Origin of the sequence: Thiocystis violacea, assembly GCF_016583575.1 — a bacterium.
In the GTDB taxonomy this organism is placed as follows: domain Bacteria; phylum Pseudomonadota; class Gammaproteobacteria; order Chromatiales; family Chromatiaceae; genus Thiocystis; species Thiocystis violacea.
The window spans coordinates 14,675-34,681 of record NZ_NRRG01000018.1 but is presented as its reverse complement, the minus strand read 5'-3'; the positions used below and the strand labels follow the sequence as shown (position 1 = coordinate 34,681).

The following is a 20,007-nucleotide window of genomic DNA, read 5'->3' as shown; positions in this document are numbered from 1 at the left end:
CTGGACGGCGTGGGTTTTGTTACCCCCATGAGATCTCGTAGCTCACCGCTCGCGATTGGCTTGCCCCGATGGGCTGGGACTCGTCTTTGCAGGCGCAGCACGCCATCCATGTCGTCGAAGACGGAAAGGCTGCAGGATTGGCAGGCCTTGCCCGCTATGAGTCGACCGTTCTCGACACACCAAGGGAGAAAGTCTTGGGCTGTGGGTGGATCGTTGGCGACGACGCGCAGGACGACCCTGCTCGCAGTTGTCGCTTCGAGTGGCGGGCAACCTTCCGGGAAATAGTCGGGCCAAGCGTTTTGGACCGGCATCTGCCGGTTGTCTGGCCCCGGCGCTGTGCCTCCTACTGAATCTTTTGTAGACCGATCATCCATGCCTTCTTCGCGCTCCCTTTTCCACTTCCCCGCCGCTCTCCAGCCAAACGATGAGTTTCTCTCGATCCACCCGCCACTTCCCCCCAACCTTGGAGATGCCCGGCAGTCGATCCGACCGACACATCGCGTAGACCGTGCGATCACTCAGCTTGAGAAGGTGGGCTACCTCTTGGACGGTCAGCAGCTCCGCCAATGTTGGCCTCCGGGTTTTCCATTCACTTCCAGCCTTTTCCAGGCGAGAAGCTTAAGCCGGCAGGTCAGGTGGGTCAATGCCGGGAAGGGCAGATCACGCGGTTATGTAAACCTTCACATAACCGCGTTGAAGAGTCGCTCGACTTAGCCTCGCGAGTGACCGCTCTGGTCAATTGGAGCCGCTCCTGTCTTGCTGCCTGAGCCCCACGTCGGAGCTGCTCGCACTGTCCGTCCTGCCGTGGCCACGGCCCCGCTGAACCGTCGCCCTGCCAGTCAGCACCGAGGTTTTGGGCGGTCGATCACACACGCTCTCGCCGGGCGTGAGCAGCGCCTTCAAGGGCGCGGGCCGCGTTGCTATCGGATCCAGCCAGGTGGCGTAGTCGGCGGGCGACAGGATCACCGGCATGCGGTCGTGGATGGAGCGCACCAGATCATTGGCGGCGGTCACGATGAGGGTGGCGCTTCAAGCAGCGCCCCGCTCGCGGGATCGCTCCAGGACTCCCACAACCCGGCGAAGGCGAACGACTGGCGATCGGCCCGGCAGATGAAAAAGGGCTGTTTGCCGGTCGCGCTCGCCTGCCACTCGTAGAAGCCATCCGCTGGAATGAGACAGCGGCGCTGCCGGAAGGCGGCGCGAAAGGCGGGCTTCTCCGCCGCCGTCTCGGCCCGCGCATTGATCGTGTGGTCGCCGATTTTGCGATCCTTCGCCCAACTGGGGATAAGTCCCCAATGCAGTCGGGTGAACTCACGCTCCCCGGTCGCGCGCTACCGTACCGCCACTATCTGGCTGCTGGGCGCGATGTTGTAGCAAGGCGCAAGGGCCTCCTCGCCGAACGTGGCGTCGAATTGCGCCTCCAGCGCGGCACCTGAACTGAAGAGAGCAAAGCGACCGCACATGGCAGCGATTCAGCGACTCAGAGAAGCGGGAACGGGAATGGTCTTGCCATCCAATCTAGCATGCCCGCACCGTCGGCAAGGCGCTCCAGCGCGTGGTCGAGCTGGGCGACATACGCCCCGCGCGCCGCTGCCAGCCGGTACCGATCATCTCGCTGGCGACGCGCAGCGTGTCGCGGCCGAAACGGCGGTTGATCGCATCGAGCGCGGCCATGCGCCGCGCGGCGGCCTGGTCGGCGATAGGGTCGGCGAAGAGGTCGCTCGGGCCTGGCTCGGCCGCGCGGAGATCCGGCAGCAAGACGCCGGCCTTGCGGTAGGCGTCGCCCGGTCGAAAGAGTCGTTCGATCCCGCGTATGGCCTGGCGGATCAGCGCGGCGCTGTCCTGGGTCGGGATGGCAAAGGGCAAGGTCAGAGCGTTGGCGTAGAAGGGCCTGGCCGGGTCAAAGGGATCGGTCTGGATGAAGACCGTCAGCGCCGGGGCACAGCGCCCCTGGGCACGCAGCTTCTCACCGGCGCGGGTGGCAAAGCGGGTCACGGCGGCGCGTAGCGCGGGCAGGGTCGAGACCGCCGCGCCAAAGCTGCGCGAGACCAGGATCTGTTGCCGGGGCGGCTGGAGCGCCGCCAGCGGCAGACAGGAGCGCCCGCGCAACTCCCAGCCGAGGCGTTCCAGGACCACGCCGAACTGCTGCCGCAGCCAGCGCGGCTCGGCCGCGCGCACGGCCAGGGCATCAGCGATGCCCAGCGCACGCAGGCGCTTCCCCCAACGCTGACCAATGCCCCAGACATCCTCGACCGCAATCCCCGCCAGGGTCGCCGCCGGATCCTCCAGGCGCGACCAGTCGAGCACCGGGCCATCGGGGCTCTGGCCCTTTTTCGCGAGGCGATTAGCGAGCTTGGCGAGCGTCTTAGTGGGGGCGATGCCGACCGAGACCGGGATCCCGGTCCACTGGCGCACGGTGCGGGCGATACGCTGCCCTTCGCCGATCGGGTCCGCGACGCCGCTCAGGTCGAGGAAACATTCGTCGATCGAATAGACCTCGATCCTCGGCGCAAAGGTCGTGAGCACCTGCATGACGCGCCGCGAGAGGTCGCCATAGAGAGCGTAGTTCGAGGAGTACACCACCATCTGCCGGCGCTGCTTGGGATCGAGCTTGAAGAACGGGAGCCCCATGGGGATGCCCAGCGCCTTCGCCTCGTTGCTGCGTGCGATCACGCAGCCGTCGTTGTTGGAGAGCACGATGATCGGCCGCCCCTCCAGGTCGGGACGGAACAGCCGTTCGCAGGAAGGATAGAAATTATTGCAATCGGCCAACGCGAACACGGCCGGCGCTCAGAAGGAGCGCACGGCATGCGCGACTACGCCCCAGATGAACAGCTCCATCCCGTCATGGATTTCCAGCGGGGGATAGGCCGGGTTCTCGGCCATCAGCCACACCCGCTCGCCCTCGATCCGCAGGCGCTTCACCGTCAGCTCGCCGTCGACCACCGCCACCACGATCGATCCCGAGCGGGCCTCCAGGGCACGATCGACCACCAGCAGATCCCCGTTGTGGATGCCCGCCCCGGTCATGGACTCACCCTGGACCCGCACGAAGAAGGTCGAGGCCGGGTGCGCGACCAGGTGTTCGTTGAGGTCGAGGGTGCCTTCCAGGTCATCATCCGCCGGCGAGGGAAAGCCGGCGGCGATGCGCGCGCCATAGAGCGGCAGTGGCAGGACACTCGGCGCCGTGGTCAAGGTCAAGGCGCCCTCCCCGCCCGCCACCAGCGCCCGCGCGCTGAGCCAGGCGCGCACCGTGGGCAGGGCGGTGATCGGCAGGCGGAGCGGCTGGGTGGGCTCGCCATAGCGGCCAAAGCCCGGCTTGCGGCCGGCGCCGGGTCGCGCACCGCCTCGGGACGTGGGGGAAGGGTCTGGCATGGCGCGCGGGGGCATTTTATGAATGACGTACAACAATCATAACAGAGGTGATGCGCGGCTTGGAGCCGATCCCGAGCGATGCCGCCGTCGCGTCCAGGCGGCGCTCGGCGCGCACCCGCTTCGCGCTATCCGTCGTTGGCGAGCGCAACGCCTCGGAGACCCCCTCGCGACTCCAGCGCCCAGGCACCCATCCGCTTTTTATATTAACAAGTATTGACGTTGTAGCCCTGATGCCTGATCATGACCGCATCCCGGAACCATCGCTCGAGGTCACCATGAACAGGCTGAACCGGCACGACGGCGCGCCCGCCGAGCGATGCCACGTGGTCGCGCAGCCGCTCGGTCACGCCGCGCGCGGTGCGCGATCGGCGCGCGCATGGAGACTCGGTCGATGAACGACGACACGCTTAAAGAGCGCGTCATCGAGGCGTCTCGGCGCATGCGCGCGCGGGAGCCGGATGATCGAAAGGCCGGTCGCGCCCTGCTGGTGGCGTTGAGCAAGACGTATGGCCATGCGGCGGTCGAAGCCGCACAGGCCGAGGCGGGCTTGCTGCCGAAAGGGCACATGGCCTACTGGAGACAGGACGCTTGAGGTGGACAGACGACCAGTTCGAGGCGCTGAGAACGCGCTTGGGACGCATGCGCCCTGCGGCGATCGAGGCGGCGAGGGCCGTCCTGGTCGAGGGTTTCGACCAGGCCGAGGTCGCTCGCCACCATGGGCTCACCCGCCAGCGCATCAATCAGATCATCGTGCGCGTGGAGGCGGCGGCGGCTGGGGCTCCGAGAAACTGGGTCCGGGTCGCGTGCTGGCTACCGCCTGAGATTGCGGCCCAGGTGCAGTCCCTGGCGGAGCGCCTCGCGCGCGCTCCGGGCGACGCCCAGGCGGTGGCCCAGGCGCTGCGTCAGTGCGCGAATGAGGGCGGTCATCCGCGCCCGCTGGAGCAACCGCAAGGCCAACGAGAGACCCACGACAATGCCTGAGAACAGCACCCACGACCGCATGATCGCCGGCGCGGTCGCGCACCCGACGTACTACGACGCTCAGCTTGTGGAGGTGCGGACGGACCCGCCGCGCTTGGTGCTCGCGTACCAAGGGCGCGCGATTGCGCTGCCGGTCCGCGCGGGCGGCGGCGACTGGCGCACGCGCTCGGGCGACCGCGTTGGGGTCGCGCGGTGGGACGCGGCGCTGGACGGCTACCGTTTCGAGGCCTATCTCGACCAGAGCCTGCGCCGCGTCGTGGAGCTTGATGACGGCGCGCGGATCGGCTGGAGCAATGCGGCCAATCTGAACGGGTGGACCGCCCCGCGTGGGATCCTCCCAGGCAGCGACGGGGCCTTCATTGAGGACGACACCGTGCCGGTGAGGCTCGCTGTCCCGCCTGAATTCTTCGACCTTGCCGAGCACTATGGCCTCGCCGTCGAGGCGATCCTCCAAAACTTCATCGCCGACGCCTGTGGGCTCGAAAGCCTCCTGGAGCAACCCCGCGCCGATGGCTATTGTGCCAACGGCAGCGACGAGGCGCTGCTCGTCGGGGACTATCTGGAGCGGGCCTACGGTCATCTGCGCGCGGCCGACGACGACGCAGAAACGCATCTGGTTTGAGTGAACGGAGCCATCAACCGCAAGACCGGGAGGCCCTCATGAACACCTACGCGACCCTGAACAGCCACCGTCTCAATCAGCGCTCGGCCGAGGTCCTGAGCGCGAACAAGATTCCCTGGTGCCCCCGGATCGAGTTGGCGAGCGTGGCGCTGATCCGCCACGCCCTGGAGGCGAACGCCCTGGAGATGCCGACGATCGATGAGCCGGACCTGCTGCTGGCGAGGCTCCACGCGCAACCCCAGGAGGCGATGCGCGGGATGACCGCGACGGATCTCGGGGAGCCGTTCGAGATCGACCTGGACGATGATCCGATCCAGGCGGCCGCGCAGCTCCTGGATGAGATCATTTCATCGCCGATCCGTCAGCGGCTCAGCGAGGCGTAGCGCGGGATTATTTCCGTTTCGTGAGCAGACCTCTATTTGCCGTGCCCCAATTCTCGGGCCAGTGCCTGCACAAACGCGTCCGCGTAAACCTGGGTCGGCGTGTCGCTCGTGATCCCCTGAGGCGGCACCACAGTGACCGTGACGCGTCCACGACCGCGCTCTGGAAGTCTGACCTCCAGCGAAAAGGCGTACGACCTGGCGGAGCGCCCGACCACATCCGGCTCCTGTTCGGCCAGCATATAGTTCGTCTCCAGCGAAATGACTTTCGGCGTCCAGCCGGTCTTGCCCGCCGCGGCGATTGCAGCCGTCATCGCGCGCTTGCCAGACGGCGCGGAAATGGTTTTTGTCGCTGTCGCGGGCTTCAGGAAATCGCTGTAGTTAATACAGCCGTGAAGTGGCACCGCTGACAGGCTTGTCCATAGCAAAAGGGTCGTGAGTGGCTTGCGCTGACGGTTCTTCATAGGTACTCCACATCCGTTCCGCGATGGCTTGTTGCTCGCCCCCGAGCGAGCGCGTGTAGAGCGCTGTCGCATGCATTGATGCGTGTCCCATCCAGATGGCCAGCAGATTGAGCGGAACACCCGCCAGGATCGCGCTCACACCGTAGGCGTGGCGCAACCCTTTCGGGCTGCGGTGCGGTCCCGCGCTGACACCTGCCGCCTCCAGAACCTCCTTGACTCGCCGAAACCCCGTGGTCCTCGACCAGGGCCAAAGACGATCCTCCAAGGCTTTCCCTTGTCGCGTGTTGTCTCTTATCCCATGCACGCGATCGATCGCCTCGATGAGCGTATCGGGGAGTGGTACCTGACGAAAGACGCCGCGCTGGCGTTTCTTCAGCGTCTCGAAAATCAGGCAACGTGCCTCGAAATCGACATGCGTCCCCGTCAGCGAGAGCGCTTCCGACAGCCGACAGCCCGTATAGGCCAACACCAGGCCGAAGGTCCGCACACTTCCCGGCTGCTTGTCGAGCGCCGCCAAGAAGGCCAAGCGCTCTTCGCGCGTGAGGGACAGCCGGCGCCCAGCGCGGTCGACCAGGTCCACGTTGTAACCTTTCTTGGATGATCTGTTGCTGCGTTCCGGGGTGTCGGGCGCCCTGCCCTCGCGTTCCAGTGGGTTCACGTCGCTTATGGCGGATTGGTGAAACAGCGTAGCCTATTCTGTTGCAGCGACCCGCTGGCGACCGCGTTCAACGATCCCGGACGGGTGATAGCCGCGCTCCATCGCAATGCTTTCGATCCTGGTCGACGCAACCGAGAGGAGTGGCTCGTGGGCGAGGATGCGGCGGCGCTGTTCCGCCCTGAACGACTGCCGGCGTGCGAGCTTCTCGATCGTGGCGTCCCATTGGGCGCCGATCTGTTCTGGCTGCACAGGTAAGGCCGCGAGCGTGTCGTCAGACTTGCGCTTGGCGAGTAATGCTGGCCCCCTCGCGCCTGTTGCGATCTTCGCGGTCGCGAGGATTCTTGGCACGTAGTGTTCCGTCTCGTTCGGGAGATCCAGGGACCAGAAGTCGATCGGTAACCCCGCGCGTCGGTTCTTGCTCTGTGCCGTGTCCACGCGCTCGGGGCCGCAGTTGTAGGCCGCCATCGCGAGTTCCCAATTGCCAAAACGCGCGTGCAGCAGCTCCAGATAGTCGAGAGCCGCCCGCGTCGAGGCAAATGGATCGCGGCGTTCGTCTGACTTCGCGTTGACCTGCAAGCCCATGTCGCGAGCGGTAGAGGGGATGAACTGCCACAGACCTGCCGCTGCCTTTGGCGACGTCGCGCGCGGGTTGTAACCGCTCTCGACGGCAGGGAGCGCCGCCAATTCCATCGGCAGGCCACGTCTTGCGATCTCGCCGATGATAAGCTCTAAATGCGGGGCTGCACGGCGATGGAGTTTTGCAACGAGACCTGGATCGCGAGCTAGTAACGCCTTGGCTTCCCGTTCAATGCGGGGATGACTCTTGTCCAACACCATGCCCGCTCGTATTTGTTCCCACTGTGCCGTGTGTGCTGATGCAGTATTCGGCTTGGCACCAACAGAACTCACCGCGCACGCCATTAGCACGACCGCTGCAATCGTGTCCCTTCTCAGGCTCATCTTTCTACTCCTTTAACGATTGCCGGATCGGATGGCGTTCGCGATTTTTCCACCGACGGTGTGACTGACGGCGGAATCCTTCTTGTCCTTCAGCGCCGCCCCTACCCCTTTAGCCAGTGTCGCTATCGCGGATCCACGTGGACCTCTTTTCGCTGTTCCGCTGTTCGATGCCGCTTCCAATGGCGATTGGCTTGCGCCCTGCTGTGCGCCTCCGGTTGGCCCCGATTGGGCGTTCGGCGCGGAGGTGTCCGCCCCTCCGCTTGATCGGGCGGCCATGGCCGCACCCACCGCGTCGACCGCGCCGGCACCTTGTGTCAGCATGCCCTTGCCGGCCGCGAGGGTACCGCCACCGATCACCGCAGCGCCGCCGCCTACCGCCATAGCCGTCCCGATGCCATGATTTCCCACCGACGATCCTATATTCGCTGAAAGGACAAGGTTCGCCACCATGTTCGGTAGTTCTTTTGATAGCCCCCAAACCATCAGTACCGCAACGAATATCACGGCTTGCTCTTTTAATGTAACCGATTCCGCTTTCGCTTCGAGTAATTCTTGAGCGAACGAGACACCAATGCCGACGATCAAGCTCATTGTCATCAACTTTAGGCCCATTCCTATCGCGCTCTTGTAGTAGTTTATCGCTATCTCAGACGTCCATCGTGATCCACCGAAACCTAACACGATCACGCCAGCATAGACCATCACTAGGCTCGCGATGATCAAGATCAGCATATTTAATGCGATGAGTGCGCACAGGCATAACACAAGAAATGCGACCATGAGCGCCACCAGACTCACCAATGGGTGATGCAGTTCAAAGGAGTCCTTTGCGTCCATTAGTACCTGCATTCCAACGTCAAGGATTGTCTGCGGGTCGATCTTCGGACCCAGTCCAGTCGCCGTACCCCCCATCTGTCGTAACGAGTTGATGAAATCGATCGCGATATTAGTGCCGTAGCTGAGAAGCGACCAGAATATACCGGTGGTCAAGATGAACATCATCGCTTCCCGGACGAACTCCTGCATGTCTGCCCTCTGTAGCGCTAACTTGCCGAAGGTCACGACCATCGACACCGTTACCAGAAACCAGAAAATATTTGTCGCGTGTGGGAGCAATACCGGCTCCCATCCTTCCATTTCGCTAACGAATCGCCCAATGATTTCGTTAAACAATCCAGATTCCGTAACAGAATCTATCGCGTGCGCTGGGGTACAAGTTAGTGCGAAAACGAAAACCGGTAATGGATACAAGACGGAACGAAGGATCGATTGCATATCACCAGCCTCCACTCCCACCAACGGTTTTTTCATAGGAACCGACGAAGTATAAGCGATCCCCATTGACATGGATCGCGTCCTGGTTCGCCTCGTCCTGCATTTCAGTCGTTACGGACGCCTGTTGCGTCATCATCAGTTGGCGAATCTGAAGTAGCTGTTGATTTTCCATTGCCGCGAGTTCGTTCGCGTGTTGCATTGCCTCCATGCGCCCATTAGAGTCAGTGACCTTATCCGCCAGCTTGTCGAGTTTCTTCGCTTCATCGGTGATGGATGTCTGTTGTTGCCGCAGCAGCTTCATAACAGCTTCATTTGCCGTCATTTTCGCTTTCGATGCCGTATCCTTAACGGATTGAACGAGATTCCATTCTTCTTTCGAGCAGCCCATTTTTTTAAAACAAGGACTGTCGCGGTAATAGTCGATATCCTGGTATTTCTGCAAATATGCATCGAAATCGCCGAATAGGTTAGTAAAATTATTGACCGTATCCGCAATGTCGGCGATCGTGCGTTCGATCTCCTGTACCTTGTCAAACACGTAAGCCACCGGCGCTAATGTGTTCTTGATCATGTCCTCGTAGTGTTTGAGTTGCATTACGGCATCTTCGATCATGTGTAATGTCTGCGCTACGCTCTCAATCGCAGTGATCAGATTCTTCGCATAATTCCATGGGTCATAGACGATGTCGAACGCCATTGCCGGTTTGGGATACATCACTGGTGCGGTCGTAATCGCGCCAACCCCCAATGTAATAGCAAGGCTGACGGCGCCGACGAGTGGCGCTTGCTTCTCTCTCATCTCCTTTGCGATAGAAGGCATCGTACTTTTACCCCCCCACTGAATAATCGAACGATTGGTATGGCACTGGCAGCTCCAAATCCTTTGTCACCATTACGTTTAGTCGATACCCCTGCCGAATCTCCAAGGTAGGAGATACATTCATGTTTTTTCGAATGACTTCGGAGGAGACGCTTCCGAGTTCCTGCCCGAGCGATGCGCTCATCACGTCTCCGGCTCTTACGCTGTTGTCATCGTTGGAATCATAGGAGTCTTGACTGATTTCGACTCCTGCCGTAATGATGCTCATCAGTAGCGCGGAACCGAATGTCCGCAGAAGATGATTGTTAACCTTGTCCCTGAATCCCGCATAGCCAGCAGAGTCCGAACCTTGCATCGCACCGATGTCTAGGACTTTGGCATCGGGGAAAGTAAGCCTTTGCCATGCCGTTAATACGGCACGTTGTCCGAAGACAATTTCGCTGGAGTATTGACCAACGATCTTTGTCCCATGAGGGATGAGTAGATACTGACCTGTCGCTGTGTCAAAAACGTCTTGGGACACTTGAGCGACGATCTGGCCCGGAAGCTCGGAGTTGATGCCACTGATGAGAGTCGCTGGTATGACCGCGCCCGCGCGAACCAAATAGGGTGTTGTCGGCGCCTCCACGTAAGAGCCGAGCCGCCAGCGATCCCCCGTGCCTTGCTTATCAAACGCTAGGTAAGGATTCGCCGATCCCTTGGCTCCCTGCAGTTGAGCTAATTGCTCCTGAAATCCCGCTCCACCAGCAATGGCACCAATCTGACTACGGGCGGCCTTCAATTTGTCTTGAAGTTGGCGCAGATCGCCGACGGTGGCGTCGCCACTTTCCCCCGTCGCCCTTGACGCGACAGCGCCAGGACGAGCGCGAGGTATCACCGCCTGTATCACCGTGCTGCCGGTCAGCGCCTCCTCGAAACGCGCCATGCGCGCTTGCCGGATCCTCTCCCGCTCTTCATCCCGATCCGGCTGTGGAGTACCCCCCGCAGTCACTTCTGTCGGCGGGGCTGGCGACGGCAGAGGCTCCCTGATTTCTGCTGCCGGCAGATCCGGCACCACTGGCATATCTGGCGGGATATAGCCCTCTCGGTCACCTGCTAGAGCTTTCGCAAAATCTCCCGAGCCGCTTGCCGTCAGATCCTGTGCGTCGATGTGCTTCTGAGCCTGGGCTCTCGACCATGCCACGAGTGCGACCATCATCACGAACGTCAGGACTACGCCAATACCAATCAAAAGCGGTAATTGGTTGATCCTCCGGACTCGCGGCCCTTGCGCTCGGTCTGGAGATGCATTCGGATCCAATGGATCTAACGTGTCCGTGCTCATGTTGACCCCTGCCCTTTGCGTATAGCCCAGATCCCGGCAGGCGTCACGCTACCTCCCTCCGTCGAGTAGGCGCGTGCAATACCTTCTTCGCCCACCGCCACAGACACCCGCACGAGGTTCTTATCCAATTGATCGACCACGTACCGCAATTCCGATCCAGTGCTCCCGCTACCAGCATCGACAGCCGGTCCCTCCTGCTGGCTCTTGCCACCCGGCCCGTGTTCATCGTATTCGCGCACGGCGAATCCGGCACCGCGTAAGGCGTCGACTAGCGCCACGCCAAAGCCGTCCTTTGCTGGATGTTCCAGCGAGAGTTCCGTTTGTGCGGGTGCCCACACTCGAGCCATTTGCGTCGCCACATCTTGCGCGAGCTGCTGGCTGTATGCCTCTGAAGTTTGGGGTTCCAGATAATTCCCGTAGGGGCCTGGCGTCGTCGCGCAGCCTGATAGGACGGCAGCCGATAGCAGCGCAAAAATTTGGATCAACTTCATGACTATTTCCTCGCAATCGTGACTTTCTCCTGGCCCATGCCAACACCCGCGACCAGGATCGCTCGCTCGAACAGAGCGTCAACGATGTATCGTTTATCTTGGAGCCGGTAATTCACCATGACCTTACTCTTCTTGAATGGCCCGTCTCTTCTCAAGACGAGGAGTATCGGCGCTTCTGTACTTGCGATGGCCTCCGGCATTTCGATGATCGTCTTTTTGCCATCGTTGTAAACCCTTACGGGTTTCCATGACGCATCACCAGAAACTTCGTAGTCAAACTTGAGATCCCCAAGATACTCATTCGATGGCAAAATCTGACGCCTGGCCCTCGCGTTTAGCTCATTCCACTTCGCCATCGCATCTTCCGGATAGCTAAACGACACGCGCTGCATGAACCGATCGCGAGTACTTTTCAACGTGAAGTGATAGGTCCTGCGGTCTGTCGGCACCACCAAACTGGTCGTCAAGCCCACGTCGACCGGTTTGACGATGATGTGAATCGTCTCTCGCTCCCCTGCTCCTGAGATTGCCGGCTCCACTTTCCATCTCGCAGTGTCGCCAACATTCGGGTTGCTCGTCACCATCTCACCCGCCTGTAACTCGATATCGCACACTTGCATGGGTGCACAGATGATTGTTGGTGTACCCATGCCATAGACCATCCGCACCGATCCATCCTCCGCAATGGTCGGCGCGGGGCTTGCCTTAACGAGTGACCGCTTCGCGATCTTCAACGCCGCCACTTCTTGTGGTGTTAGCACCGGATCGCTGGTACCCTCAAAATACTTGTCTTCTACTGATTCGGCCGCATACGAAAATGTGGCTTGGCCGACCATGATCACGACTAATGCTATGACAATTTCAGGCTTCATACTGGCTGCCTCTTTATGGAATTTGGCTCCACGAATAGTCTCTGACAAAAATCGCTAGTGGATTCATTTCCATTTCCTCCTCTGTCATCTTTCGCGACTGCGCCAGGTAGATCGTCACGAGTGCTCGCATGTGCGCTCTTGCCGGGATACCGCTCGTCGACTTGACCGGTAATCCTTGCCTGTCCCTTGTCACCTCTGTCCACTCTGCTTGCCACGTATCAGGCGACTGCGCTAATAATGTGACGTCTTCGATGCTTACCATCTCTTTCTTTGCGCGCTCAAAAGGGTTGGCTTTGTGGTCTTTGTTCATCCACTCGTTCATCTTCACCGTTGCCGGATCTTCTGGTGATAGCTTCGCGTACGTCCGGAACACAAACTTTCGCTGAAGCGCCACATCAGGCGTTACCGTTCGAGAGTCAGAGACGAACTCGGCGACGGCTCCACGCAGAAGTCGTGAATCGTTAATTGATACCGCTTTGATCGGCCCTTTCCCGATGGTTTGACCATGCTCATCGACCTCGACGATATATGGTTGATACTGCGTTCTTGTCGCGAGGTATGTCACAACCCCTGATAGCGTCAATGCTATCGCCATCGCGAACAGGGCAGTGATCATCCATACTTTTTGGCCTCCTGCCGTAACATCCAAGACGTACTTCCACGTTCGCGATGCGTGGAGATAAGGATTCTTGTCATGACTTGTGAATGACGTAACAGATGCCATAGGACGAGGCCGTACAGATCCCTCCTTCTGATCTTCCTCGCTCTTGCAGGACGACATTCTCATTAGGCCGCCTCCTTGTGTAAATTGCTTGATCTAACCCGCCTCATATCCAGCCAGGTATCAATCCAGTGTGCGCCGTGCTGCTTCTCCAGTGACTTAATCGTCGAAATAGACTCTTTGTCTGTTGCACCCACGAATGCCAGGGCCAGGTCTCCTAGTGCCAACTCAAACAACCTCCGACCAGAACTTGAGACAATGTAATACTGTCGTTGAGGAACGGCCTCTGCAAGAATATCGATCTGTCTCGTATTCAAACCGAGGCGCCGATACAAGGCGCTTGCATCGTCATCGCGCGCATTGACGTTTGGCAAATAGATCTTGGTTGCTGTCGACTCGGCGATAACATCCATAATTCCTGATTGACTAACATCCGAGAGGCTTTGCGTCGCAAAAATAACAATGCAGTTTCTCTTGGCGAGAGTTTTCAGCCACTTCCTTAGCCTTGCACGAAACAGTTCGTGGTCAAGAACAAACCAACCCTCGTCGATAATGATAGCGGCGGGACGACCGTCTAAACGAGATTCAATGCGGTGGAATAGATAGAGCAGTGTTGGGAGCGCAAACCGTTCGCCAAGCTCCATCAGATCTTCCAATTCAAATGTTACAAAACTACTTAAATGCAAAGAATCTTTTTCTGAATCGAGCAAATGACCCATAGGGCCGTCGATAGTGAACTCCCGCAGTGTTTGACGTATCGCCTCGTCTTGGCAACCCGTCGCGAAGTCGGAGAGGGTGTGCGACTTCGTCTCGGCCATCGACTCTAGTGCTAGACCTATTTTGTTGCGTTGAACGGGCGTGGTTGCTAGTCCTGCAACACCCAAGAGAATGTTCGCCCACTCCGCTGCCCATGCTCGGTCTGACGACGTTTCTAGGTGGCTAAATGGCGCAAAGCCAATTTGCGTATCGCCGCCGCCTAAGCGGTGGTGTTGAGCGTCTGACGTGGTGCGCAACGCGGCCGTCAATGGATACTGACTTTCTCCGATCTCGAAAGAAAATATTTCCATACGAGCGTATCGCCGCAATTGTGCAAGCATTAGACCAAGAAGCGTTGACTTCCCTGATCTGGTAGGCCCAAGTATTAAGGTATGACCGAGGTCGCCGACGTGCAGGTTTAGGCGAAATGGGGATCGTCCACTGGTCACGCATTGCATCAGAGGCGGCGTGTTTTCGCGATAATACGGGCATGGTGCCGTCCTCGATCCCGTCCATATAGTATTAACCGGTATGAGGTCCGCCAGGTTTAGGGTATTCATCAATGGCCTCCGCACGTTCTCTACAGCGTGCCCAGGGAGTGACCCGAGGAAGGCATCTACGGCATTCACCGACTCGAGTCTCGGTACGAAACCGAGGCGCTGGATCGTTTTTATCACCTGCTGAGTATCCTGCTCCAGTCGTGCTCGGTCTTCTGAATAAAGGACGATCACACTCGTGTAATATCCCGCACCGACCTCACCAGAGGACAACTCAGCCATCGCTGCTTCAGCCGACGCGGTCATGTCGACGGCATCCTGATTCTGGGGACCGCCGAGATTAAACATCTGATCGAACAATCCACGAATCTTCTGTTTCCACTTCTTGCGGTACTTACGCAGCTCCGCCAATGCTTGATAGCGATCGAGAAAAATAAATCGCGTCGACCACCGATATTCGCAAGACTGCTCTGCAAGGGTGTTGAGTATCCCTGGATAGCAGAGCGATGGGAGTCCTTCGAGACCTATCACCTGTAGGAACTGAGTACCTATTTTTGGCATGACGCCAGGCCAAAATTCGGCGCCACCGATAAGGTGGTCAAGGAAGACCGGATTAGGTGGAACCTGAATAGGTTGGTAGGATCCAGTAATGCACCTCTGTACCCATGCGAGTAGATCGCTGTAAATCGCTTGTTCGCCTTCCTCTGTTTCCTTCGTAAAGCCACGAAGACGAGTAATCTGGAAAGCGATAGAGAGGAGATTTTCGAGGGACAGAATATCGCGCTCGAATCTATCTAGCAGATCTTGCGCGCGTTCCCGAGAGGATTTTTTTTCTTGGCCTTCGTCATCATATAGCAACTCAATGAATCGGCGCTCGGCGAGTAGCGGGGGTAACCAAGTAAGCGTAATGACAAAGTATCCATCATAAACAGTCCCTCGCTGCTCGAAATATTGGCGACGCTCGTCATCAATCGCGCTAGTCAACGGATCTGGGAAACGAGACTCGGTTGCAGCAGGATATCCAGGGGCTTCCTCTCGCACGGCATCTATGTGGATCACCCATCCATTACCAAGAGACCTAACGGCTTCGTTGATACGAAACGAAACCTGCTCTAACTCCGCTGCCGTGGCGCCATGAGAATCTCTTCCACGGAACAACCATGAGGCAATGAAACTGCCATCTTTTCCAAGGATCACATCTTCCTTGATGAGGCTCGCATAGATGAGCAAATCTGACAGACCGGCGGATTTCGATCTATGCCGCTTTAGCGTTGTCGCCGCCGCTGCTTTCTGAATCCAAATAACGAGAACAGTAATCAAAATAATAGCGACACATCCTAACCATATCGCTTGACCCGCAAGGCCGAGCACAACGATGTCATTGGTGATGTTCATCTGTATTGCCTGCCCTGGTTAGGGGTGTTGACGCGGAACGGAGTCGAGCGCGCTGGATAGTAACGCGCATACCGTATGTGCCGTAGATAGACATGGCGCAATTTCGCGTCGTATTTGGCTGCCTTCCGGAGAAGATAGAGGCCAGTGAACCAGAGAACGGTGCCATATATACCAGCTCGCCACTCTTGCGCGCTAAACACCAGCGCAAAGCAGACCAGGGCTAAAAGCATCGTCATTTCACGGTCGGCATCTAAGAATAGGTTTTCCCGCGTCCCGACGCGATGAATGGGTATAGATCGAAGGGCCAATGTCTTCTCCTGATCCTCGTTATCAGCAATATCCGACTCGATCGAACCAAGCAGGCCATGCAGCAATTTCAGCGCCACGACCAAACAGACCGCTCATGATGTTTTGCGCGGACACGATCAACGCCATAACCAGTATGATGAATACGAAAGTCCGCATAAAACCATTCAACTCACCGCCGAAGATCAGTATCGCACCGGCGGTGACAATACCGAGTATGCCGAACGTGAATGCGGTAGGCCCTGTGATGCTATTGCGGAACTTTTCCAGCCAACTCTCGTAAGGAAGACCACCACCGGAGCCTTCAGAAGCGAATACGGGATCAGTATTCAGTAGTGCCAGGACAATGATAGAAAACGCTAGAAGGGCGGGCACGTACTTGAAAACCGTGACGAAAGGCGTGCGAATCATGGTGGATCTCCTTTGATGAAAAGAGGGGTATTAACAACGTACGAGCCGTTCTCGAACCCGTGCAGTTCGAGGATCTCGCTCACTTTGCGGGGTGTGGGGGTTGAGTGCGTGCGCTCGATGAACACAAGCAGGTCGACCGCGTCAGCGATAAGGGGCGGGATTTCACGCGGTGCGTGGGGGTGCATCGACACGAGAGTTGATAGTCGAGTGAGGCCTGATGCGGCGTCGTTGGCGTGGAGGGTCGCTATGCCGCCTGGATGCCCTGTGTTGAGCACCATCAGCAAATCGAGGGCTTCGGGGCCTCGCACCTCTCCAACAATGATCCGGTCTGGCCGTCGTCGCAGGGTGCCGCGAACGAGATCGGTGAGGGATACAGTCGGAGATGTTCGGAGATGAACGCGGTTAGGCGCTTCGCATTGCAGTTCGCGGGTATCCTCGACGACGAGGATGCGCTGCGACGCGTCTTGCCGAACCATCTCTTTCAGGAGTGCATTAACCAGCGTTGTCTTACCGCTGCCTGTCCCCCCTATGACGAGGATGGATTTGCGAGCCGCGATGGCCTGCTGGAGATACTGACGTTGGGCGTCTGACATGGTGTCCTGGCGAACGTACTCGTCCAGGGAGAACACCGCGCTGGCGTGTTTCCGGATGGAAAACGATGGGGCCTCGACAACAGGTGGCAGTTCACCCGCAAATCTGCTTCCGTCGATTGGCAGTTCTGCATCGATGGTAGGGTTCTTGAGGTCGATCTGAAGTCCATGGAAACCGGCAACGGTCTCAATCACGGCTTGCCGGCGAGAAGCCGACAAGGCGGCAACGCACTCCATCGGACTACCGTGACGCTCGATCCAGACCTGGCCGTCGGGATTCACCAGCACGTCTTGGGTAGCGGGGTCTCTCAGCAGTGCCATTAAGTCAGGGCCAAGATCCCTTTCCAATTTCCTGCATGCGCGCTCCGCCACCGATCCAACGGGGTCGTGCTGGCCTCCCTCTTGTCCGCTTTTCGTGGACACAGATCCCCTCCAACTTCTGTTACACAGTTCACGCAAAAACGATATACTGCTATCGTATCTTGCGCAAGTGTTTCTGATATCGAAGTCGTGGCTATCTGCTGATCAGGAGGATATCTCTTGTGTTCCCTTTTTTGTCAGTTATTTAGCTTGAAGCGAATCCGGTTTAGCGGCTAAATATGGAGGCGAATGCTATTGGTGAGATTTCCTAATTTTTTCCAATGTTTGCTCATGCCACTTTCTGACCAGGAAAGCCTGATGCGCAGGAAGTATCGCCGTTACGCGCTCGAATCCAGGCGGGAGGCTCGCCTTCGGGTGGCGCTTGCTCTGGAGAGCTTGGAGCATTTCCGGCTCCCAGTCTGACTTCTCAAGAAGAAGTGGCAAAGGGACGTCTAGCGCTTCCGCGATCGCTTCAAGCACCTTAAGAGAAGGGTTCGCTTGTCCGGTTGTGAGATCGCTGATATAGCTCAGGGACACTCCGGATATGTCAGCGAGTTCTTGTTTTGTCATCCTCAATTCGTCGAGTAACCGCAGGACGTTTGTAAAGAGGATTGTGTTGTACACGAGCAGCCCATTTAATCTGTTAGTGTTTTAGCCGCTAAAACCCGTTGCGACTGCCTGAGACTAGCTATACTTTGTGTTGTTGTGAAGATCGCACCAGAGCGCTGCGCGATAATATCCCACAGGCTTAAAAATATCGGCGGGGAGATGCTATACAACGAAGATTTAGAGCTAGAGGTACGGGCTTCATCTCTATCGCACCTATTCAGCAAGTAGGGAACACATGACTAAGCGCAACAATGGCCCACAGCAGATCGGCAGCTTGCTAACTGACGACCTTTTGGTCCGAATTGAGGGGATACGAGAACAAAGCCAGCGTCGTCAAATCGAGAAACAAGCCCATCCGGGCGAGTCCTGGGACGAAGCAGCGGCAAGGTTGAGCAAGGCGCAGCAGGCACCACCCCCTCCACTGAGCGTGCGCAAGCTGCCTCCGAGCGATACCCAACTCGATTTTTTTGTGCCTACGCTCTATGACATAGGTACCAAGGATAGCCGTGGCATCATGGACGTCGCTGTCTTCCGGCTATCGAAGAAAGACAGACGGGCGGGCGACGTCATTCACTACGCCTTGCCTGATGGGCATGTCATCGTTTCGGCCGGTGCAGCGGGCATGGCCTCGGTGTGGGATTACGACCTAGTGCTGATGGCCGTGTCACACCTCACTGAAGCGACGAATCGCTACCGGGACGGGAAAGGCGAGAAGCCTGGCCGCGTTTTCCGACCACACGTCGCCGACGTGTTGAAGTTCTGTCGGCGATCTGACGGTGGCAAGCAGAAAAGCGACCTAGTGGAAACCTGCATCCGGCTCAACACCACCCACGTAGCCGTGCAGCGAACTAGGAGGACCGGTAACGGCCAAACAGTAATGGTATCGGAGGGGGAGGCATTGATTAGTCGCTACAGGGTCGTCAAGAGCGACAGCGGCAAGCCAGAATACATCGAGATCGAGCTGGCGGATTGGATGTATCGCGAGATTACAGAGGGCAAAAGCCCGGATGTGCTAACTGTCCACCCTGACTACTTCCTGATCGACCCCGGCATCGGCCGCTTCGTCTATCGATTAGCGCGGCGAGCCGCTGGCAAGGGACAAGCAAAGTGGTCTTTCAAGACCATTTTTGAACGGAGCGGCAGCACCGGCACATTCAGCAAGTTCGCCTTCACCCTGCGCAAACTGATCGATTCCGGCGCCTTGCCCGAATACGTGCTTTCCGAGGAAGCAGGTCAAGTCGGGCCGCTGCTAGTGATGCGCCACCAGGATGCGATGCCGGATGAGCCAAGTTCTAGCGTCGAGGGCGACTCGGCAGCAGCGGGAACAAGCGGCGATTCCTAATGTACGGCCACCGATGGTCCAACCAGCTAAGACATAAGGTCCCAGTCGGTTTTTAGAGCCTCGCCCAGCCTTACCCTGTGGATAAACCGTACATTAGGAACGCTGGACCGTACTTTAGGAACGCAAGACCGTACATTAGGAACGCTGGACCGTACTTTAGGAACGCAAGACCGTACATTAGGAATCAATAGATCGCGTAACAATATGATTTACAATTAAAAAAACTGTTTTTTTCCACCTAAAACTCTTAAAACATATTAAAACCTTAAAAAACCGATTAGTGTCCACCAGGCCTGTGGATAAACTAGAAAATTGAGTTTCCAGGTACGATTCGTGGACTAAAGTTATTGGACAACAGGAAAAGTTCAGAAGCATTCTACAAACGGAACAAGAGGCTAATCCATGCCAAACAGAATGCCTGATAACGTCATCAAAATATTTTCTGCTACGCGAGACCCCTCCTCCCCCGTTCACGAAGTCAATCAATCCCTTAAGGACAAGAGTTCCTCTAACACGATCCGGCACCTCGCTAGTGCCTTCAGCGTCGCGCTCTGGATGTCGGTAAAGCTAGTTTGGCCCTTAGCACAATGGATCGTCTCTGGTGACGTGATGTTCCATCTAGCTCTGGCTATATACCACTGGGACAACCCAGATCATTACGATGGATGGATTTTCCTCGGCCACTTGACGGCCGGCATCGCGTTAACTTGGTTCGCAACGATCTACCGGCCTCCTCGGTCTTGACCTGGAATCCGGCATCATACTGACCCCTAAGTTTGCGTTAGGGTCGGATATATT

Annotated in this window: 24 protein-coding genes and 1 pseudogene; 6 read left to right on the top strand and 19 right to left on the bottom strand. The window is 58.0% G+C overall.

The features are described from left to right. Positions 1-366: 366 nt before the first annotated feature. The 5 genes and pseudogenes from CKO27_RS25275 to CKO27_RS10775 all read right to left on the bottom strand — a co-directional run bounded on the left by CKO27_RS25275 (position 367) and on the right by CKO27_RS10775 (position 3,375). Entirely contained in the window at positions 367-567 is a 201-nt protein-coding gene (locus CKO27_RS25275) for a helix-turn-helix domain-containing protein (RefSeq protein ID WP_200374901.1), read from the bottom strand. 168 nt (positions 568-735) lie between these two features. Further along, entirely contained in the window at positions 736-1,014 is a 279-nt protein-coding gene (locus CKO27_RS24965) for an SOS response-associated peptidase family protein (RefSeq protein WP_338115987.1), read from the bottom strand. Next, positions 1,011-1,463 (bottom strand): annotated as a pseudogene (locus CKO27_RS25180) (SOS response-associated peptidase). Before CKO27_RS25180 ends, CKO27_RS24965 begins: the two are co-directional and overlap by 4 nt. 55 nt (positions 1,464-1,518) lie before the next feature. Next, positions 1,519-2,781 carry a Y-family DNA polymerase gene (locus CKO27_RS10780; RefSeq protein ID WP_200374900.1) on the bottom strand — a complete coding sequence of 421 codons (1,263 nt, stop codon included), beginning with the start codon at positions 2,779-2,781 and terminating at the stop codon, positions 1,519-1,521. Positions 2,782-2,790: 9 nt separating this feature from the next. Continuing rightward, entirely contained in the window at positions 2,791-3,375 is a 585-nt protein-coding gene (locus tag CKO27_RS10775; RefSeq protein WP_200374899.1) for a LexA family protein, read from the bottom strand. 391 nt (positions 3,376-3,766) lie between these two features. On the opposite strand from CKO27_RS10775, the gene CKO27_RS10770 reads away from it, so the two are divergent. Genes CKO27_RS10770 through CKO27_RS10755 form a run of 4 tightly spaced genes read left to right on the top strand, consistent with a single transcriptional unit; the run spans position 3,767 to position 5,361 of the window. Then, positions 3,767-3,967 carry a hypothetical protein gene (locus CKO27_RS10770; RefSeq protein ID WP_200374898.1) on the top strand — a complete coding sequence of 67 codons (201 nt, stop codon included), beginning with the start codon at positions 3,767-3,769 and terminating at the stop codon, positions 3,965-3,967. Then, on the top strand, positions 3,964-4,356 hold the full coding sequence (locus tag CKO27_RS10765) for a TrfB-related DNA-binding protein (RefSeq protein ID WP_200374897.1): 393 nt from the start codon (positions 3,964-3,966) through the stop codon (positions 4,354-4,356). The genes CKO27_RS10770 and CKO27_RS10765 overlap by 4 nt, the downstream gene beginning before the upstream one ends. Next, positions 4,349-4,978, top strand: a complete 630-nt coding sequence (locus CKO27_RS10760; protein WP_200374896.1) for a hypothetical protein — start codon at positions 4,349-4,351, stop codon at positions 4,976-4,978. Before CKO27_RS10765 ends, CKO27_RS10760 begins: the two co-directional genes overlap by 8 nt. Positions 4,979-5,016: 38 nt before the next feature. Further along, entirely contained in the window at positions 5,017-5,361 is a 345-nt protein-coding gene (locus CKO27_RS10755; RefSeq protein WP_200374895.1) for a hypothetical protein, read from the top strand. Positions 5,362-5,393: 32 nt separating this feature from the next. Here the strand turns inward: CKO27_RS10755 and CKO27_RS10750 are convergent, their stop codons facing one another. The 14 genes from CKO27_RS10750 to CKO27_RS10685 form a co-directional block, all read right to left on the bottom strand. Next, entirely contained in the window at positions 5,394-5,762 is a 369-nt protein-coding gene (locus CKO27_RS10750) for a hypothetical protein (protein ID WP_200374894.1), read from the bottom strand. Further along, positions 5,740-6,480 carry a tyrosine-type recombinase/integrase gene (locus CKO27_RS10745; RefSeq protein WP_200374893.1) on the bottom strand — a complete coding sequence of 247 codons (741 nt, stop codon included), beginning with the start codon at positions 6,478-6,480 and terminating at the stop codon, positions 5,740-5,742. Before CKO27_RS10745 ends, CKO27_RS10750 begins: the two co-directional genes overlap by 23 nt. Before the next feature lie 33 nt (positions 6,481-6,513). After that, positions 6,514-7,440 (bottom strand): lytic transglycosylase domain-containing protein, encoded by a 927-nt coding sequence (locus CKO27_RS10740; RefSeq protein ID WP_200374892.1) that lies wholly within the window; start codon positions 7,438-7,440, stop codon positions 6,514-6,516. 12 nt (positions 7,441-7,452) lie between these two features. Beyond that, positions 7,453-8,715, bottom strand: coding sequence for a P-type conjugative transfer protein TrbL (gene trbL / locus CKO27_RS10735; RefSeq protein ID WP_200374891.1), 1,263 nt, complete (start codon positions 8,713-8,715; stop codon positions 7,453-7,455). Position 8,716: 1 nt separating this feature from the next. Next, on the bottom strand, positions 8,717-9,514 hold the full coding sequence (gene trbJ / locus CKO27_RS10730; protein ID WP_200374890.1) for a P-type conjugative transfer protein TrbJ: 798 nt from the start codon (positions 9,512-9,514) through the stop codon (positions 8,717-8,719). A 28-nt stretch (positions 9,515-9,542) separates the two neighbouring features. Then, positions 9,543-10,859 carry a TrbI/VirB10 family protein gene (locus tag CKO27_RS10725; protein WP_200374889.1) on the bottom strand — a complete coding sequence of 439 codons (1,317 nt, stop codon included), beginning with the start codon at positions 10,857-10,859 and terminating at the stop codon, positions 9,543-9,545. After that, entirely contained in the window at positions 10,856-11,350 is a 495-nt protein-coding gene (locus CKO27_RS10720) for a conjugal transfer protein TrbH (protein ID WP_200374888.1), read from the bottom strand. Before CKO27_RS10720 ends, CKO27_RS10725 begins: the two co-directional genes overlap by 4 nt. Positions 11,351-11,352: 2 nt before the next feature. Then, the gene (trbG, locus tag CKO27_RS10715; RefSeq protein ID WP_200374887.1) at positions 11,353-12,222 is read right to left on the bottom strand and encodes a P-type conjugative transfer protein TrbG; all 870 of its coding nucleotides are present in this window, start codon (positions 12,220-12,222) and stop codon (positions 11,353-11,355) included. Between the two features lie 13 nt (positions 12,223-12,235). Next, entirely contained in the window at positions 12,236-12,838 is a 603-nt protein-coding gene (locus CKO27_RS10710; RefSeq protein WP_200374886.1) for a VirB8/TrbF family protein, read from the bottom strand. Between the two features lie 170 nt (positions 12,839-13,008). Further along, the gene (locus tag CKO27_RS10705) at positions 13,009-15,591 is read right to left on the bottom strand and encodes a VirB4 family type IV secretion/conjugal transfer ATPase (RefSeq protein WP_200374885.1); all 2,583 of its coding nucleotides are present in this window, start codon (positions 15,589-15,591) and stop codon (positions 13,009-13,011) included. Further along, the gene (locus tag CKO27_RS10700) at positions 15,588-15,977 is read right to left on the bottom strand and encodes a conjugal transfer protein TrbD (RefSeq protein WP_338115986.1); all 390 of its coding nucleotides are present in this window, start codon (positions 15,975-15,977) and stop codon (positions 15,588-15,590) included. The genes CKO27_RS10705 and CKO27_RS10700 overlap by 4 nt, the downstream gene beginning before the upstream one ends. Further along, entirely contained in the window at positions 15,922-16,308 is a 387-nt protein-coding gene (locus CKO27_RS10695; RefSeq protein WP_200374884.1) for a TrbC/VirB2 family protein, read from the bottom strand. Before CKO27_RS10695 ends, CKO27_RS10700 begins: the two co-directional genes overlap by 56 nt. Continuing rightward, positions 16,305-17,270, bottom strand: a complete 966-nt coding sequence (gene trbB, locus CKO27_RS10690; protein ID WP_338115991.1) for a P-type conjugative transfer ATPase TrbB — start codon at positions 17,268-17,270, stop codon at positions 16,305-16,307. The genes CKO27_RS10695 and trbB overlap by 4 nt, the downstream gene beginning before the upstream one ends. A 240-nt stretch (positions 17,271-17,510) precedes the next feature. Continuing rightward, a complete protein-coding gene (locus CKO27_RS10685) occupies positions 17,511-17,882 on the bottom strand; it encodes a helix-turn-helix domain-containing protein (protein ID WP_200374882.1) in 372 nt (123 codons plus the stop codon). A gap of 220 nt (positions 17,883-18,102) precedes the next feature. On the opposite strand from CKO27_RS10685, the gene CKO27_RS10680 reads away from it, so the two are divergent. Next, on the top strand, positions 18,103-19,209 hold the full coding sequence (locus CKO27_RS10680) for a replication initiator protein A (protein ID WP_200374881.1): 1,107 nt from the start codon (positions 18,103-18,105) through the stop codon (positions 19,207-19,209). Between the two features lie 402 nt (positions 19,210-19,611). Further along, positions 19,612-19,953, top strand: coding sequence for a KleE stable inheritance protein (kleE, locus tag CKO27_RS25270; protein ID WP_200374880.1), 342 nt, complete (start codon positions 19,612-19,614; stop codon positions 19,951-19,953). The last annotated feature ends 54 nt before the right edge of the window (positions 19,954-20,007 follow it).